The 15,757-nt window shown below is 64.7% G+C and carries 15 protein-coding genes; 9 read left to right on the forward strand and 6 right to left on the reverse strand.

Features of this window, described 5'->3' with window-relative positions:
* Positions 1-52: 52 nt before the first annotated feature.
* The 4 genes from AC07VH_RS18110 to AC07VH_RS18125 form a co-directional block, all read right to left on the reverse strand.
* Positions 53-1,111 (reverse strand): branched-chain amino acid ABC transporter permease, encoded by a 1,059-nt coding sequence (locus AC07VH_RS18110; RefSeq protein WP_034752817.1) that lies wholly within the window; start codon positions 1,109-1,111, stop codon positions 53-55.
* An 84-nt stretch (positions 1,112-1,195) separates the two neighbouring features.
* On the reverse strand, positions 1,196-2,092 hold the full coding sequence (locus AC07VH_RS18115) for a branched-chain amino acid ABC transporter permease (RefSeq protein ID WP_230504509.1): 897 nt from the start codon (positions 2,090-2,092) through the stop codon (positions 1,196-1,198).
* A 19-nt stretch (positions 2,093-2,111) separates the two neighbouring features.
* On the reverse strand, positions 2,112-2,927 hold the full coding sequence (locus tag AC07VH_RS18120) for an ABC transporter ATP-binding protein (protein WP_029496076.1): 816 nt from the start codon (positions 2,925-2,927) through the stop codon (positions 2,112-2,114).
* Between the two features lie 14 nt (positions 2,928-2,941).
* Positions 2,942-4,873: an AMP-binding protein gene (locus tag AC07VH_RS18125; protein WP_489630728.1), complete on the reverse strand. Its 1,932-nt coding sequence runs from the start codon at positions 4,871-4,873 to the stop codon at positions 2,942-2,944.
* Positions 4,874-5,053: 180 nt separating this feature from the next.
* Between AC07VH_RS18125 and AC07VH_RS18130 the strand changes: the two genes are divergently transcribed.
* The 7 genes from AC07VH_RS18130 to AC07VH_RS18160 are packed head-to-tail and all read left to right on the forward strand — an operon-like array spanning position 5,054 to position 12,088.
* Positions 5,054-5,752: a Crp/Fnr family transcriptional regulator gene (locus AC07VH_RS18130; RefSeq protein ID WP_475415738.1), complete on the forward strand. Its 699-nt coding sequence runs from the start codon at positions 5,054-5,056 to the stop codon at positions 5,750-5,752.
* On the forward strand, positions 5,739-7,799 hold the full coding sequence (locus AC07VH_RS18135) for a DUF4132 domain-containing protein (RefSeq protein WP_494787573.1): 2,061 nt from the start codon (positions 5,739-5,741) through the stop codon (positions 7,797-7,799). Before AC07VH_RS18130 ends, AC07VH_RS18135 begins: the two co-directional genes overlap by 14 nt.
* A 46-nt stretch (positions 7,800-7,845) precedes the next feature.
* Positions 7,846-9,669, forward strand: coding sequence for an aminopeptidase P family protein (locus tag AC07VH_RS18140; RefSeq protein WP_494787572.1), 1,824 nt, complete (start codon positions 7,846-7,848; stop codon positions 9,667-9,669).
* Positions 9,669-9,917 (forward strand): hypothetical protein, encoded by a 249-nt coding sequence (locus AC07VH_RS18145; protein WP_475415735.1) that lies wholly within the window; start codon positions 9,669-9,671, stop codon positions 9,915-9,917. The genes AC07VH_RS18140 and AC07VH_RS18145 overlap by 1 nt, the downstream gene beginning before the upstream one ends.
* Positions 9,918-10,658, forward strand: a complete 741-nt coding sequence (locus tag AC07VH_RS18150) for an MgtC/SapB family protein (RefSeq protein ID WP_092713279.1) — start codon at positions 9,918-9,920, stop codon at positions 10,656-10,658.
* 5 nt (positions 10,659-10,663) lie between these two features.
* On the forward strand, positions 10,664-11,251 hold the full coding sequence (locus AC07VH_RS18155) for a DUF924 family protein (protein WP_494787571.1): 588 nt from the start codon (positions 10,664-10,666) through the stop codon (positions 11,249-11,251).
* A 9-nt stretch (positions 11,252-11,260) separates the two neighbouring features.
* Positions 11,261-12,088, forward strand: a complete 828-nt coding sequence (locus AC07VH_RS18160; RefSeq protein WP_494787570.1) for a Rossmann-like and DUF2520 domain-containing protein — start codon at positions 11,261-11,263, stop codon at positions 12,086-12,088.
* Here AC07VH_RS18160 and AC07VH_RS18165 read toward each other — a convergent pair.
* A complete protein-coding gene (locus AC07VH_RS18165; protein WP_494787569.1) occupies positions 12,085-13,581 on the reverse strand; it encodes a sensor domain-containing diguanylate cyclase in 1,497 nt (498 codons plus the stop codon). The two genes, AC07VH_RS18160 and AC07VH_RS18165, sit on opposite strands and share 4 nt — an antisense overlap.
* A 224-nt stretch (positions 13,582-13,805) precedes the next feature.
* On the opposite strand from AC07VH_RS18165, the gene AC07VH_RS18170 reads away from it, so the two are divergent.
* Positions 13,806-14,168 (forward strand): hypothetical protein, encoded by a 363-nt coding sequence (locus tag AC07VH_RS18170; protein WP_494787568.1) that lies wholly within the window; start codon positions 13,806-13,808, stop codon positions 14,166-14,168.
* Positions 14,169-14,314: 146 nt separating this feature from the next.
* Here AC07VH_RS18170 and AC07VH_RS18175 read toward each other — a convergent pair whose 3' ends face one another.
* Entirely contained in the window at positions 14,315-14,896 is a 582-nt protein-coding gene (locus tag AC07VH_RS18175; protein ID WP_475415730.1) for a putative pterin-binding protein, read from the reverse strand.
* A gap of 225 nt (positions 14,897-15,121) precedes the next feature.
* On the opposite strand from AC07VH_RS18175, the gene AC07VH_RS18180 reads away from it, so the two are divergent.
* Entirely contained in the window at positions 15,122-15,703 is a 582-nt protein-coding gene (locus AC07VH_RS18180; RefSeq protein WP_326457003.1) for a porin family protein, read from the forward strand.
* Positions 15,704-15,757 lie beyond the last annotated feature (54 nt).

The raw sequence follows: 15,757 nt of genomic DNA on the forward strand, positions 1-15,757 counted from the left end.
TCTCCTCTTGTTTTATTTGGTATTCAAGTGAACCGACATCGACTGCAAAAACTTAATGGGGGAAGGGCCAGAGTCGCAACTTTTCCTTCGCAATCTGCCACAGCCTGGCCAGGCCGTGCGGCTCGACGATCAGGAAGAAGATGATCAGCGCGCCGAACACCATCAGTTCCAGGTTCGAGGCCACGCTGGTCGGCAATGCCAGGCCATGCGCGATGGTGTTCAGGAAGACGGGCAGCAGCACGATGAAGGCCGCGCCGAGGAAGGAGCCGAGGATCGAACCGACACCGCCGATGATGATCATGAACAGGATGCGGAAGGACAGGTCCAGGTTGTACGCTTCCGGCTCCACCGTGCCCAGGTAGGCGTACGCATACAGGGCGCCGGCCACGCCGCAGTAGAACGAGCTGACGGCAAACGCCAGCAGCTTGGTGCGCATCAGGCGAAAACCGATCACTTCGGCCGCCATGTCCATGTCGCGCACGGCCATCCACGAGCGGCCCACGTTCGAGCGGATCATGTTCTTGGCCAGCAGCGCCATGCCGGCAACGATGGCCAGCACCAGCAGGTATTTGCTTTGCGGCGTGTCGAACTGGTAGCCGAGGATGGTCATCTTCTGCACCGTGATCACGCCCGAGGAGCTGTAGTTGGTCAGATACGGTATCTTGGTCAGGCACCAGACGACGAAGAACTGCGTCGCCAGGGTGGAGGCGGCCAGGTAAAAGCCGCGGATGCGCAGGGAGGGCAGGCCGAAGGCGATGCCCACCATGGCCGCGCACAGGCCGCCCAGGATGAACGACACGAGCAGCGGCAATCCGGGCAGGCGCGCCATGAAGTTATACGAGGCAAACGCGCCCACGGCCATGAAGGCGGCCGTGCCCAGCGACAGCTGGCCCGCGTAACCGGTCAGGATGTTCAGGCCCAATGCCGCCAGGGCGAAGATCAGGAAGGGGATCAGGATCGCCGACAGCATGTAGGGCGAGGCGAAATACGGCAGGAGGAAGACGGCGACGAGCAGTGTGGCCGTCAGCGCCAGGCGGTCTTGCCGGATCGGGAAAATCTGGTTGTCAGCCTGGTAGCTGGTCTTGAATTGTCCTGCTTCACGGTAAATCATGGGGTGGTCCTTTACGGGCTGTTTTGGCTGTTGCCGGGTTACGCGCCATGCGCTAACCCGACCTACGATGCTGTTTCGGTGGTGTTATATGCGCCGGATGATCTTCTCGCCGAACAGGCCTTCCGGGCGCACCAGCAGGAACAGCAGGGCCAGCACATACGGGAACCAGCCTTCGATGCCGCCGCCCACCATGGGGCCGAGGTAGACTTCGGCCAGCTTTTCCGACGCGCCGATGATCAGGCCGCCGACGATGGCGCCCGGCACCGACGTAAAGCCGCCGAGGATCAGCACGGGCAGCGCTTTCAGGGCGATGAAGGTGAGGGCGAACTGCACCCCGTTGCGCGCGCCCCACAGCAAGCCGGCCACCATCGCCACCAGGCCCGCCACGCCCCACACCACGGCCCAGATGCGCTGCAGCGGAATACCCACGGCCAGCGCCGCCTGGTGATCGTCGGCGACGGCGCGCAGGGCGCGGCCCACCTTGGTCTTCGAGAACAGCAAGGCCAGGCAAATCACCAGCAGCGCGCAGATGCCGGCCGCCACCATGTCGAACTGCGAGATGATGATATTGAAATGGTCCATCAGGAAGGGCATCGGCACGTCTTCGATGGGCAGGTCCAGCTTGTGCACCTGCGAGCCCCACATCAGCTGCGCCAGGCCCTCGATGAAAAAGGTCAGGCCGATGGTGGCCATGAAGAGCGTGATTTCGGGCTGGTTGACGAGCGGGCGCAAGACCACCCTTTCAATCGCCATGCCCAGCACGATCATCGTCACCATCGTCAGCGGGATGGCCAGCCACAAGGACAGGCCGAACTTGTCCATGATGCCGACGCAGGTGAGGGCGGCGAAGAACACCATCGCGCCCTGCGCGAAATTGAATACGCCCGAGGCCTTGTAGATCAGGACGAAACCGATCGCCACCAGCGCGTACATGACGCCCGACAGCAGGCCGCCGATCAGCACTTCAAAGAAAAAATTGATATTCATTGCTATTCCTTGTCTAGTGCGCCACGCCGAGATAGGCATTGATCACGTCCTGGTTGCTGCGCACCTCGTCGGGCGTGCCGTCGCCGATCTTCTTGCCGTAGTCGAGCACCACCACGCGGTCGGAGATATCCATCACCACGCCCATGTCGTGCTCGATCAGCACGATGGTCGTGCCCAGCTGGTCGTTGACGTCGAGGATGAAGCGGCACATGTCCTGCTTTTCCTCCACGTTCATGCCGGCCATCGGTTCGTCCAGCAGCAGAATCTCCGGTTCGGCCACCAGCGCGCGGCCCAGTTCCACGCGCTTTTGCAAGCCGTAGGGCAGGCGCCCGACGGGCGTCTTGCGGATGGCCTGGATTTCCAGGAAGTCGATGATTTCCTCGGCCTTCTTGCGGTGCTCGATTTCCTCGCGCCGCGCCGGCCCCCAGTACAGGGCCTGCAGCAGGAAATTCGACTTCATTTTGAGGTTGCGCCCCGTCATGATGTTGTCCAGCACCGTCATGCCCTTGAACAGGGCGATGTTCTGGAAGGTGCGCGCGATGCCGGACTTGGCGGCCGCGTAGCAGTCCATGCCGCGCCGGTGTTCGCCCCGGTAGATGATCTCGCCCTGCTGCGGGCGGTACACGCCATTGATCACGTTGAGCATCGAGCTCTTGCCGGCGCCGTTCGGGCCGATGATGGCGCGGATTTCATGCTGTTTCACGTCGAACGAGATGTCGGTCAGCGCTTTCACGCCGCCGAACGACAGCGAGATGTTCTTCAGGTCGAGGATCACGGGACCGGTCTTGCGGGCCGTGCCGAAATGGGCGTCGGGTTCGTTCATTTGCATCGTGCTGTGCTCCATCATGCGGCCAGGCCCTGGGGCCGGTACGTTTTGCTGTCCCAGATCTGCAGGTCGGCGCTGGTCGAGCCAAGGCGGCCATCCTCGAATTTCACCTGGGTCTCGATGTATTGCGTTGCCTTGCCCTCGTACAGGGCGGAAATGAGCACCGCGTACTTTTCGGCGATGAATTTGCGGCGCACCTTGCGCGTGCGCGTCAGCTCGTCGTCGTCCGGGTCGAGTTCCTTGTGCAGCACCAGGAAGCGGTGCACCTGCGTGCGGTCCATCAAGGGGTCGGCCGCCAGTTCCGCGTTGACCTGCTCGATGCAGTCGCGGATCAGGCCATAGGTTTCGGCGCGCGCCGCCAGGTCCGTGTAGCCGGAATAGGCGATGCCGCGCCGCTCCGACCAGTTGCCCACCGCCTCGATGTCGATGTTGATGAAAGCGCAGACCTGGTCGCGCGCATTGCCGAAGGCCACTACTTCCTTGATGAAGGGGAAGAACTTGAGCTTGTTTTCGATGTAGTTGGGAGCGAACATGGCGCCGCAATTCATCTTGCCCACGTCGGCGGCGCGGTCGATGATTTTCAGATGGCCTTCGCTGTCGAACACGCCCGCGTCGCCCGTATGGAAGTAGCCGTCGTTGTCGATCACTTCGGCGGTGGCGTCAGGGCGCTTGAAGTAGCCGCTCATGGTGGCGGGCGACTTGACCAGCACTTCGCCATTGGCCGCCAGCTTGACTTCCACGCCTGGCGCCGGCAGTCCGACGCTGTCGAACTTGATATTGCCGTCCGGTTGCAAGCAAACGTAGGCGCAGGTTTCGGTGGAGCCGTACAGCTGCTTGAGGTTGACGCCGATCGAGCGGTAGAAGCGGAACAGGTCGGGGCCGATGGCGGCGCCGGCCGTGTAGGCGACGCGCACGCGCGACAGCCCCAGCACGTTTTTCAGGGGGCCGTAGACGAGCAGCTCGCCCAGCTTGTAGCCGAGGCGGTCCGCCAGCGAAACGGGCTTGCCATCCAGGATCTGCGCGCCGCAGCGCTTGGCCACGTCCATGAAATGACTGAACATGCGGCGCTTGATGCTGCTGGCGTCTTCCATGCGTATCATCACGCTGGTGAGCATGTTCTCGAACACGCGCGGCGGCGCAAAGTAGCAGGTGGGGCCGATTTCGCGCATGTCGATCATCACCGTGTCGCCCGATTCGGGGCAGTTGACGGTAAAGCCGGCCACCATGGCCTGCGCCAGCGAGAACAGGCAGTCGCCCACCCACGCCATGGGCAGGTAGGACAGGATGTCTTCCTCGTCGGTGAGCTGGTCGAAGGCCACGCCGCCTTCGCCGGCCGCCAGCAGCGCCGTATGGCTCTGGCACACGCCCTTCGGTTTGCCCGTGGTGCCCGAGGTGTACAGGATCACGGCCGAGTCGCTGCCCTGGCCCGCTGCCACGGCGGCGTCGAAGAAGCCGGGATGCTCGCGGTCGTAGGCCCGGCCCAGCGTCTGCAGGGCGGCAAAGGACGTCAGCTCCGGCTGGCGGTAATGGCGCATGCCCCGCTCATCATCATAGGCGATGTGGGCGACGTGCGGATACAGGGCCTTGAGTTCGAGCAGCTTGTCGACCTGCTCCTGGTCTTCGACGATGGCGTAGCGGATTTCCGCATCCTGCAGCACGTACGCCATGTCGGCGGCCGGCGCGTCCTGGTACAGGGGCACGGGCACGCCGCCCAGGCTTTGCGCGGCCAGCATGGCCCAGTACAGGCGGGGACGGTTGTCGCCGATGATGGCCAGGTTCATGCCGCGCTGGAAGCCGATGGCGGCCAGGCCGCAGGCCAGCGCGCGCACCTCCTCGTTGACCTCGGCCCAGGTCCAGGTCTGCCAGATGCCCAGGTGTTTTTCGCGAAAGGCGGGCTTGTCGGATCGTACTGTCCCGTGTTGCAATAAGCGCCGCGGAAAAGTCGGCATTGCTGCTGTGGTATGCGTTTGCACCAGTGTCTCCCTGTTGCTTGTCTCAGGCCCCACCTCGTCGGATGGCGCTCTGTATTTTTTATGTGTAAGGCGTTTGTGCAATGATAGTAGCTTGCGTTAGTTTGCCGAGTTGTCTTTTCGGGGACATTTACCCACTTTTCGATGGTGCATCGCACAATGACCAACCCTGATATCAGCCTCAAGGATGCCGTGCGCGCGGCCAACTGGGCGCAGCTGCTCGATCCCCAGCAAATGGCCCGGGTCGAGGCGGATGTGTTCGAGACTTTCGTGCCGAAAGGCGGCTTTGTCTGCCGCAAGGGCGAACCGGTGGACAACTGGATCGGCGTCATCAGCGGCATGGTCAAGATGAATAATTTTTCCGCCTCCGGCAAGGCCATGACCTTCATCGGCGTGCCCCCCGGCAGCTGGTTCGGCGAAGGTTCATTGCTGAAGAACGAGATCCGCAAATACGACACCATGGCCCTGCGCGACACGCGCGTGGCGCGCCTGCCCGGCGCCACTTTCCACTGGCTGCTGGAAACGAGCCTGCCATTCACGCGCTTTTTGCTGATGCAGCTCAACGAGCGCCTGGGCCAGTTCATCGGCATGGTGGAAAACGAGCGCCTGCTGGATCTGAATACGCGCGTGGCGCGCTGCCTGGCGTCGATGTTCAACTCGCATCTGTACCCGGGCGTGGAAACCCTGGTGCAGCTGTCGCAGGAAGAGATCGGCCTGCTGTCGGGCTCCTCGCGCCAGCGTGCCAACCAGGCCTTGCAGGTGCTGGAAAAAAAGGGTTTGTTGCGCCTCGATTACGGCGGCATCCGCGTGCTGGACCTGGAAGGCTTGCGCCGCTACGAGGCCGATGATGCCATCTGAGTCCACTCGCGCCGCGGCGCTGCGCGCGCGCCTCGATGGCGGCTTTGTCGAGCATGCGCGTTTCACGGGGCCGCCGGTCGATTTCAGCGACTGGACTCCCGAAGAACTGGGCGCTGTCTGGGGGGCGCTGCACCGCGCGGCGCGCTTTGGCCATGACGATCCTGCGCGGCGCGAACTGGCGATGGCGCTATTGGCACAAGCGAGCAGCATGAAGCTGGCACCGGCGCTGGCAGGCGATGTGTTCCTCGACGCGCTGGATGCGGCCCGCGTGCACGACTGGGACTACGCAATCGGCTGCCTGGATTGTCTGCGCGGCGCGCCACCGGAAGGCAGCGCGCAGCTGGCGCTGCGCATCCTGGATGAACCGAAGCACTGGGGCGAACAGCATTTTGCCGCCTGGCTGCTGGCGCAGCTGGCCGGCGGCGACGCCCCGGCCCAGTTCGGGCAGATGATGGAGGAGCGCCATGCGCGCTACCCGATGCCCTTGACCTTGCAGGAACTCACCGTACTGCCGCAACTGGCGCGAGCATCCCTGCTGGCGCTGGCCGGCTCGCGCTACAGCGGCCACTGGAACCGCGACAGCATCGGCGAGGCCGATCCCGCCGACGTGCTGGCCGACGATGCGGCGTATGTGGATTTTTCCCGCACGATACTGGAACAGGCGGCGCGCCATATCGCCGCCATCCATGACGGCAGCGTGCCGTATGCGGCCGATGCCGCCTTTGCCACGGCAGATTCTCCGGTGCTGGCGCGCGCCGCGCGGGTGGCGTCCTATCGCGATGATGCCTGGTTCAGGCCCGTGATTACCGTCTTGCTACCGTTGGCATGCGTGGCGCCCGGCGCGGCCAAGAGCGCGCCGTCGCAGTCGCTGGCGATGGCGCTGGGCCATGCGGTGGAAACCATTCCCACGCCCGAAAGCCTGCAGGCCCTGCGCGCGGCGCTGGCCCAGGTACGCCATGCGGGCATCCGCAAGAAACTGGAACGCAATCTGAAACCGGCCGAGCGGGCGCTGGCCGAACGGTCCGATATCGCCTGGAGGATCGGCATGCCGGGCCCCATGGGCAAACGGCGCCAGGCCATGCTGGCGCGCCGCCTGGAAGCGGGCTACGCCAGCGAGGTGTGGTTTGGCCTGGACCAATGGCGTGCCCTGCGCGACGATGCCGATATCGACGCGGTGGCGCGCGCGCTGGTCTGGCGCACGGGCGATGGGCTGGCCTTCATGCTCGACGGGAAAGGCGCCATCGATGCGCAGGGGCAGCCAGTGGATTTGCCTGCGCAAGGCGAGATCGGCCTGTGGCACCCCTTGCATGGCAGCGGGGAGGAGCGCGCCGCCTGGCAAGCGCTGGTCGCGCAGCGGCGCCTGCGCCAGCCGCTGCGCCAGGTCTATCGCGAAATATATGCGCCGCCCGGCGACGGCAGTGCCGCATTTGCCGGCTACCAGCTGTCGCTGCGCACCTTGCTGGGACTGGCGCGCCGCGAAGGCTGGCGCCTGGACTACGATGAAGGCCTGTCGCGCCAGTTCGGCGCCTGGCGCGTATTGCTTCGCCTCGAGGGGCACGTGTATCCGGGGGCGGGCGGCGCCTGCACGTCAAACGGGCTGGCGCCCGCGCAGATGATGCCGATGACGCCGGTGGCCTATTCGGAAGCGTGCCGCGCGGTGGACCTGCTGGTCAGCGCCAGCGCGCTGGCGCTGGTCGAGGACGAGCAAAGCGTGGAGCGCGAACAGCGCCTGTTTTACCTGTCCAACCTGGCACCGGGGCCGATGGCCGGCATGCGGCGCGCCGTGCTGGAACAGGTATTCGCGGACCAGATCGAGGACGGCCGCATGGCGTTCGAAGCGCGCCACCTGATGGTGGGCGGGCATGCGATCCACCTGAGCACCGGCAGGGCCACGAAGGATGGCGCCGAGGCGGTGATCGAGGTGGTAGCGATGGGGAGCAAGCTGGGCGCCGTGCCGTGGCTGCCCTACGACGAGGCGCTGCTGGAAAAAATCGCCGCCGCCGCCGGGGCGCTGCTGGCGCAGCACCGAGTGCAGTCCGGCCGCTAATCGCGGTATCATAGACGCTTCCCGGTACCGCTCCATTTTCGCTCCCATGCAGACACCAGACCAATCCACTCCCGCTTCCCGTTTATCGCAGCTGCGCGACGCCATGCGCGCGCAGCACATCGATGCCCTGATCGTGCCATCCGCCGACCCGCATTTGTCCGAATACCTGCCGGCCCGCTGGCAGGGCCGCGAGTGGCTGTCGGGCTTCACGGGGTCGGTCGGTACCCTGGTCGTGACGCAGGATTTCGCCGGCGTGTGGACCGATGGCCGCTACTGGGAGCAGGCGGAAGACGAACTGGCCGGCAGCGGCATCGTCCTGAAGAAAATCCCGTCCGGCGCCAGCGTGCTGTATATCGACTGGCTGGGCGAGACCATGCAGCCGGGGCAGACGGTGGCCGTCGATGGCGCCGTGCTGGGCCTGGCCAATGCGCGCCTGCTGCAGCAGGCGCTGGGCGCGCAAGTGGCCCTGCGCACGGATACCGACGTGCTGCAAGCCGTCTGGCCGGATCGCCCGGCCATGCCTGCCGCGCCGGTGTACGAGCATGCGGCCGCGTATCCGGCCCTGTCGCGTAGCGAGAAACTGGCGGCCCTGCGCGCCGGCATGGCGGCGCACGGCGCCAGCCACCACGTCATTTCCACGCTTGACGATATCGCGTATTTGTTCAACCTGCGCGGCGCCGACGTCAACTACAACCCCGTCTTCCTCGCCCATGCGCTGGTGGGCCCTGAGCGCGCCACCCTGTTCGTCGCCGACGGCAAGCTGCCCGCCGCCCTGCGCGCCATCCTGGAGAGCGAAGGCGTGGACGTGGCCGCGTATGACCGCGCGGCCGCCGCGCTGGCCGCCCTGCCGGCCGGCGCCACCCTGCTGCTGGACCCGCGCCGCGTCACGTTCGGCACGCGCCAGGCCGTGGCCGAGGGCGTGCGGGTGGTCGAATCGATCAACCCCACCACCCTGGCCAAGTCGCGCAAGACGGACAGCGAAGCGGAGCACGTGCGCGCCGCCATGGAGCAGGACGGCGCCGCCCTGTGCGAATTCTTCAGCTGGTTGGACGCCACCCTGGCCGACCCGCAGCGCGCGCCGTTGACGGAAATCGGCGTCGACGCGCACCTGACGGCCGCGCGTGCCCGCCGCGCCGGTTTTGTCAGCCCCAGTTTCGGCACCATCGCCGGCTTCAATGCGCATGGCGCCATCATGCATTACCACGCGCATGCGGATTCGGCCGCCACCATCGAAGGCGATGGCCTGCTGCTGATCGACTCGGGCGGCCAGTACTGGGGCGGCACCACGGATATCACGCGCGTGGTCCCCGTCGGCACGATCACGGCAGAACACCGGCGCGATTTCACCCTCGTCTTGCGCAGCATGATCGCCCTGTCGCGCGCGCAGTTCCCGCGCGGCGTGAAGTCGCCCATGCTCGACTCGATTGCCCGCGCGCCCCTGTGGGCCGAAGGCATCGACTTTGGCCACGGCACGGGCCATGGCGTGGGCTTTTTCCTCAACGTGCACGAAGGGCCGCAATCGATTTCGCAGTCCGCCATGCCGGAGCCGCAGACGGCGATGGAACCGGGCATGATCACCTCCATCGAGCCGGGCATCTACCGACCCGGCCAGTGGGGCATCCGCATCGAGAACCTGGTGCTCAACGTGCCGGCCGATACGACGCAGTTCGGGGAATTCCTGCGCTTCGAGACATTGACCCTGTGCCCGATCGACACGCGCTGCGTGGAACGCTCGCTGTTGCGCGACGACGAGGCGGCCTGGCTCAACGACTACCACGCCACCGTGCGCGCGCGCCTGGCGCCGCACCTGGCGGCGCCGGCCGATGCGCCTGCGCTGGCGTGGCTGGAACAGCGCACGGGAGCCATCTGATGCGCTCGACCCGCGCCACGTCCGCCATCGAGCGGCTCAAGGAACGCACCGGCAACCGCCTCTACACGATGGCGCGCACGGGCGATGAACTGTTCTTCCTCACGGAAGGCCCCGGCTTGCCGCCCCTGTGCCCGCCGTTGGAACTGGACGCCTTTGTCGCCTTCGTGAATGGCCTGGGGCCGCAAAAGGCGCGCCGCGTCAGCAAGCTCGACGTGGCGTTTGAAAAGCAGCTGACCAAAAAGCTCTAGATGCCGACCATCGACTTCCTGCGCGCCTACTGGTCGCCGGCCGAGCTGGCGACGAACGGCGTGATCCTGCTGAATCTGCTGGGCGCGCTGCTGCTGGGCTTGCTGGTGGGTTATGAACGTTCGTATCACGGGCGCGCGGCCGGCATGCGCACCTACAGCCTCGTCTGCATGGCCTCGGCCGCGCTGACGGTGCTGGGCGGCTATCCCGAGTTCTGGTACGGCGGCCATGGCGCCATCGTCGGCAGCGATCCCACGCGCGTCATCCAGGGCATCGTCACGGGCGTGGGCTTTCTGGGCGCCGGCGTCATCATGCGCGAGGGCTTCAATATCAGCGGCCTGACGACGGCCGCCTCGATCTGGGCCTCGTCCGTGATCGGCATCATGGTCGGCATCGGCTTTTATCTGTCGGCCATGGGCCTGGCCTTCCTGTGCGCGATGGCGATGATTTTCCTGTCAAAATTGGAGAACTGGCTGCCGTCGCGCCACGCGGTGGCCATCACCATGCGCTTCAAGCAAGGCTTCATTCCACGCGAGGATGCGCTGCGGCGCATGGCCGCCAAGCGCGGCTACGACATCGCGGGCGGCTCGCTGACCATCGGCAGCAACGACGGCATGCAGGAATGGCGCTTTGTCGCCATCGCGCATGGCAAGAACACGGGCGCCAGCCTGTCGGCCATGTCGGCCGAACTGGCGGCCTTCGAAGGCATCGCCGGCTTCCAGCTGTCGCATGCACGCAACTGAAAAGGATGGACATGGACGCCCAGGCTCAAAAAGTACTCGATTTCTGGTTCCTGCCGCCGGATCACCCCGGCCACGGCCAGGCGCGCATGGAATGGTTCCGCAAGGACGACGGTTTCGATGCGCAGATACGCGCGCGTTTCGGCGCGCTGATCGATGCCGCCATAGCCGGCGGCTTGCGCGATTGGGATGCCACGCCGCATGGCGCGCTGGCGCGCCTCATCGTGCTCGATCAGTTTACGCGCAATGTGTACCGCGGCACGCCGCGCGCCTTTGCCGGCGACGCCCAGGCGCTGGCGCTGGCCGTCGCCATGACGCAGCAGGGACTCGACCAGCAGCTGCCGCCGATGCTGCGCGCCTTCGTGTATTTACCGTTCGAACATGCGGAAGACCTGGCCATGCAGGCGCACGCCGTCGAGCTGTTCCAGCGCCTGTCGCAGGCGCAGCCCGGTTTTGAGAGCATGCTCGACTACGCCGGGCGCCACCAGGAAGTGATCGCCCGCTTCGGCCGCTTCCCGCACCGCAACGCCATCCTCGGCCGCCCCTCCACGCCCGAAGAAGTGGAATTCCTGCGCCAGCCGGGATCGAGCTTTTAGACAATCATCATGAACGTGACATTGAATATCATCGGCGCCGGCCACGTGGGCAAGGTGCTGGGCCGGCTGTTCGCCGGCGTGGACGGGATCGCGCTGCAGGATGTGCTGACGCGCTCGATGGCGTCGGCGCAGGCGGCCGTGGACTTCATCGGCGCCGGCACTCCCGTCGACAGCTATGCGGCCTTGCGGCGCGCCGACGTCACCCTGCTGGCCGTGTCGGACGACCAGATCGGCCCGGCCTGCGCGGCGCTGGTGGCCGAGGGACGCCAGGCGGGCGCCATCGTGTTTCACTGCAGCGGCGCGCTGGCCTCGAACGTGCTGCTGGCGGCCACGCAGGCCGGCGCCTTTGTCGCCAGCGCCCACCCGATCCGCAGCTTTGCCGACCCGCGGCAGGTGGCCGCCACCTTCGACGGCACGTTTTGCGGCGTCGAAGGCGACCCGCTGGCGCTGGTTTTCCTCACGCCGGCCTTGATCGCCATCGGCGCGCGCCCCGTGCCCATCGATCCGGCCGCCAAGACCCTGTATCACGCCGCTGCCGTCTTCGCCAGCAATTACCTGGTGACGGTGCTCGACGCGGCCTTGCGCGCCTACCAGGCGGCCGGCATTCCCGAACCGGTGGCGCGCGAACTGGCGCAGCCGCTGGTGACGGAAGCGGTGGCGAACGTGTTCCGCCTGGGCGCCGCGCCCGCGCTGTCCGGTCCCATCGCGCGCGGCGATTCGGCCACCGTGCAACGCCAGCAGCTGGCCGTGCAAAGCTGGGATGCCGCCACGGGCGAGTTGTACCGGGCGCTGGTGGCGCCCACGCAGGATCTGGCCCGGCGCAAGTCCGCGCTTTAGGCGGCGTGCAGGCGGTTGCGGCCCTGCTCCTTGGCCTGGTACAAGGCGCTGTCGGCGCGCGAAAAGAAGGCCGATTCGCTTTCCTCTGGCCGGTACTCGGTCACGCCCAGGCTGATCGTCACGGGGACGCGCGGTTCGGGCAGGCCGAAATCGTGGCGTTCGATGGCCGCGCGCAGGCTTTCCGCCACTTCCGCCGCCTTGGCCAGGCTGCAGTCATTCAGCAGCACCAGGTATTCCTCGCCGCCCCAGCGCGTGATGACATCGCTTTCGCGCACGGTGGCGCGCGCCACGTCCGCCACGCCACGGATGACCTTGTCGCCCCACAGGTGGCCGTGGGTATCGTTGACGCGCTTGAAGAAATCGATGTCGAAGAGGATGGCCGACATCGGCTGCTCGTTGCGTTTGGACAATAACATCGCGCGCTGGAACAGCAATTCCAGCGACTGGCGGTTCAATAGCCCGGTCAGCGCATCCGTCGAGGCGATGCGCTCGATGCGGCGCTGGTAGCGGTTCACCGTCAGCAGGGTCAGCACGAGCACCAGCAGGGTGACGCCGAAGCTGATGGCCAGGTTGAAGATGAACACGCGCTGCAGCGACTGGACTTCGTCGCTGACGTTCTGCTCGACCACCAGATACCAGCCCAGTTCGGGAATGAAGCGCGAGTTGACGAGGATTTGCGCGCGGCCCAGCTGGTACGACAGATGCGTCGGTTCGCTGCGGTGATTGATGATTTGCCCGGCAATGGCGTTCACGCCGGGCAAGCTGCGGATGTTGCCATGCCCGTTGCGCATGGTCTTGCCAGCCAGCACCAGGGTGCCGGCGGCATCGACAAAATAGATGTTGCGGTGGAAGCGCGCCTGGTAGCGGTCGATGATGTGGCTCATGGTGGCCAGGGTCAGGCCGATGCCGGTGGCGCCGATGAACTGGCCGTTGTAATCGTAGACGCGGTGGTTGATGAAGATGGTCATGCTGTCGCGGTTGGCCATGTCCACGTCGACATTCGTTTCATAGTCGGTCTTGTCCATGGCGCGCACGCGGTAATACCAGATGTCGCGCGTCGCTTGCGGGCTGACGGATTTCAAGGTGCCTTCCGCATAATAATATTTGCTGCTCTTGTCCGACACGAGAAAGCTGGTGATGGCGCCGTATTTCTTCTTGACCTCGGCCAGGTAGCGCACGATCTGTTCCGGCTTGTTTTCGCCGGCGAGTATCCAGTCGCGCACGAAGGTGTCGTGCGCCATCAGCGAAGAGATGAAGACGGGGCGCAGCATGTCCTTCTGGATTTCCGAGTAAATGTTGTCGCCCGTCAGCGGCAAGGTCTGGTCGGCGATGCCGTGCTCGATGGTCTGGCGCGAAGCCAGGTAGCTGGCCAGGCTGGTCGCCATGAAGCCCGCCCCCAGGATCAGGGTCAGGAGGATGAGCAGGCGGTACTTGATCGACAGAAGACGCATGGAGACGAGGTAGTGGCAGGCGGGAAGGCCATCGTGAGGCAAGCTAAAAGTATGCAACAGGGCGGATATTGGCGCAATGATAACTGGTTTTCTTGATAATTTAAGCTGGCGAACGCGACAAGATAACCACGACTTACCAAATAAAAGTGCCGATTTGTCGACAAAGATGCAAATTAGCAATAAGATTTGACGAGGGGAATCATTGCGCACCGCCCCTGTCTTGTCGCCCGTTTCAGGCGCGGGACATTCCGCGCAGGGAGTGTTGCATGTTATTTTTAAAGAGTACGTCCGTCAGCAAGGCCCCCGGCATCTACGAGGTCGACATCGCGGCCAAGCCGCCCGGCAAGACCTTCGGCATTTTTCTCGCCACCGATCCCGACCATCCGCCGCTGGCCTTGCTGGGGCAATTGAAGGCGCTCGGTTTCGAGAACACCTATAGTTCGCCCTACCTGCACAAGGATTCAGGCAAGGTGCTGGACCTGCATTTCCAGAAGGATGGCACGGATATCTTCAAGGGCTGGAAAACCGAAGAGTGCACGCACAACCTGGCGGCCATCACGGCCCTGTTCGAGGAGCATGGCATTGCTATCGCCCCACGCGTCATGTCGATGGCGGAAGCCTACGCCTAAACGCCTGTCAAAACCTGCTGCGCGTCGGTATAGGCGGCCTGCGATGCTCACTGCCTCGGCGGCCCCGTGCATTAGCACAGCTCCGCTTCTCAGCCACCTCTCCCTTCCGCTCGCTACGGTTTTGTCTGGCGTTTTATTTAGATAGTTCAACCCGCCTCCACGCCGATGTGATACAGCGCCCACGGGCAGCTGGCGAACCGTTCGGCCAGGGGCAGTGCCGCCACGGCCGCGATGCGGTCGGCGTCATGGATCGCCCATAGCGGGCCCAGGCCGCCCAGCGCCATCGGCTGTCCATCGAGGTGGGTGGCGACGATAAAACGCTGTGCGCGCGCCTGCGCCATGGTCAGCGCCGCCGCATAGCCATCCACGGCGCGCAGCAGCAGCCGTACGGCATCTTCCTCGGGCGCGCCCGCCGCCTTCAAGACATCGGCCAGCAGCGGCCCGCGCAGGGCGTGCGCCTTGCCGTCGTATTCCAGGGTGGGGTGGATAGTGCGCGCAGGCAAGTTCGCCAGCGCCGCAAAGTCGAATGCCCGCGCCCGCTCAAAACTGATTTTTTGCTTGTGCATCATCTGGTCGCGCACGGCGTCGAACGGTCCCCGGTTCGGCTTGTCGATGCTGCCCGTGACGGTCAGCAGGGCAGGACCGCGCAGGCCGGCGGGCGCCGCCCGGGCGATGGCGGGCAGGGCCGCACCAGCCATGGCGGCGGCGAGAAACTGGCGTTTATGCATGCACTTCTCCTCTTCACTGAAAATCGCTAATGTCCTTAAGTCTATCTTAAGTTCGCTCAACGGTGCGCATTTTACGGTTATTGTCAGTTTGCAATGTCCGCTTACATCTTGTCACAGTTCTTACGGAATGGAGAAAGACGTAGCTTTTTTCGGCTGTTATTGTGTACTCATCGCACTTCGCTGAACTGCGAATCCAGGCACCATTCACTAATTGAGAGAGAGAACATGATGAAGAAGAAAATCCTGTTTGCAATGATCGCTTCCGTTACCGCATTCACCGGCATGAGCGCCGCGCACGCCGAAGGCGCCTATGTGGGTGCCGGCGTCACGGGTAACCGCTACAACTTCGATATTCCTGGCGCCACCAGCGCCGACAATCACAGCGGCTACAAGGCCGGCGCCAAGATCTTCGCCGGTTACGATTTCGATAAAACCTGGGCGGTCGAGGGCGGCTACGCCGATTTCGGCAGCAAGGATTACAGCTATGTCACGGGCGCCGGCAACGGTTCCGTGAAAAGCGATTCGCATGGCTATTACCTGGCCGGCAAGGCCACCATGCCCGTGAGCGACAAAGTCGGCGTGTTCGGCAAGCTGGGCGTGGCCAAGGTCAAGAACAGCTTGAGCGGCACGGGCCTGTCGACCGGCATCAGCGGCAACGACAAGACGGGCGTGTACGCTTCCGTCGGCGCCCAGTACGCGATCAACGAGAAAGTCTCGCTGACGGCGGAAGTGGAACACTTCGGCAAGAGCGCCGACCAGGGCCGCAAGGCCACCGGGCTCGCTTTAGGCGCACGCTACAACTTCTAATTTACCGGAAGTTTGCTGAAAAAAAAGGCAGTTACCGCGAGGTAACTGCCTTTT

The organism is Janthinobacterium sp. GW821-FHT03C10, assembly GCF_059420865.1.

Bases quoted from the DNA above. Each gene is read 5' to 3' on its own strand.
- AC07VH_RS18110 (WP_034752817.1), bottom strand. From the start codon at position 1,111: ATGATTTACCGTGAAGCAGGACAATTCAAGACCAGCTACCAGGCTGAC.
- AC07VH_RS18120 (WP_029496076.1), bottom strand. From the start codon at position 2,927: ATGCAAATGAACGAACCCGACGCCCATTTCGGCACGGCCCGCAAGACC.
- AC07VH_RS18125 (WP_489630728.1), bottom strand. From the start codon at position 4,873: ATGCCGACTTTTCCGCGGCGCTTATTGCAACACGGGACAGTACGATCC.
- AC07VH_RS18130 (WP_475415738.1), top strand. From the start codon at position 5,054: ATGACCAACCCTGATATCAGCCTCAAGGATGCCGTGCGCGCGGCCAAC.
- AC07VH_RS18135 (WP_494787573.1), top strand. From the start codon at position 5,739: ATGATGCCATCTGAGTCCACTCGCGCCGCGGCGCTGCGCGCGCGCCTC.
- AC07VH_RS18140 (WP_494787572.1), top strand. From the start codon at position 7,846: ATGCAGACACCAGACCAATCCACTCCCGCTTCCCGTTTATCGCAGCTG.
- AC07VH_RS18145 (WP_475415735.1), top strand. From the start codon at position 9,669: ATGCGCTCGACCCGCGCCACGTCCGCCATCGAGCGGCTCAAGGAACGC.
- AC07VH_RS18150 (WP_092713279.1), top strand. From the start codon at position 9,918: ATGCCGACCATCGACTTCCTGCGCGCCTACTGGTCGCCGGCCGAGCTG.
- AC07VH_RS18155 (WP_494787571.1), top strand. From the start codon at position 10,664: ATGGACATGGACGCCCAGGCTCAAAAAGTACTCGATTTCTGGTTCCTG.
- AC07VH_RS18160 (WP_494787570.1), top strand. From the start codon at position 11,261: ATGAACGTGACATTGAATATCATCGGCGCCGGCCACGTGGGCAAGGTG.
- AC07VH_RS18170 (WP_494787568.1), top strand. From the start codon at position 13,806: ATGTTATTTTTAAAGAGTACGTCCGTCAGCAAGGCCCCCGGCATCTAC.
- AC07VH_RS18175 (WP_475415730.1), bottom strand. From the start codon at position 14,896: ATGCATAAACGCCAGTTTCTCGCCGCCGCCATGGCTGGTGCGGCCCTG.
- AC07VH_RS18180 (WP_326457003.1), top strand. From the start codon at position 15,122: ATGATGAAGAAGAAAATCCTGTTTGCAATGATCGCTTCCGTTACCGCA.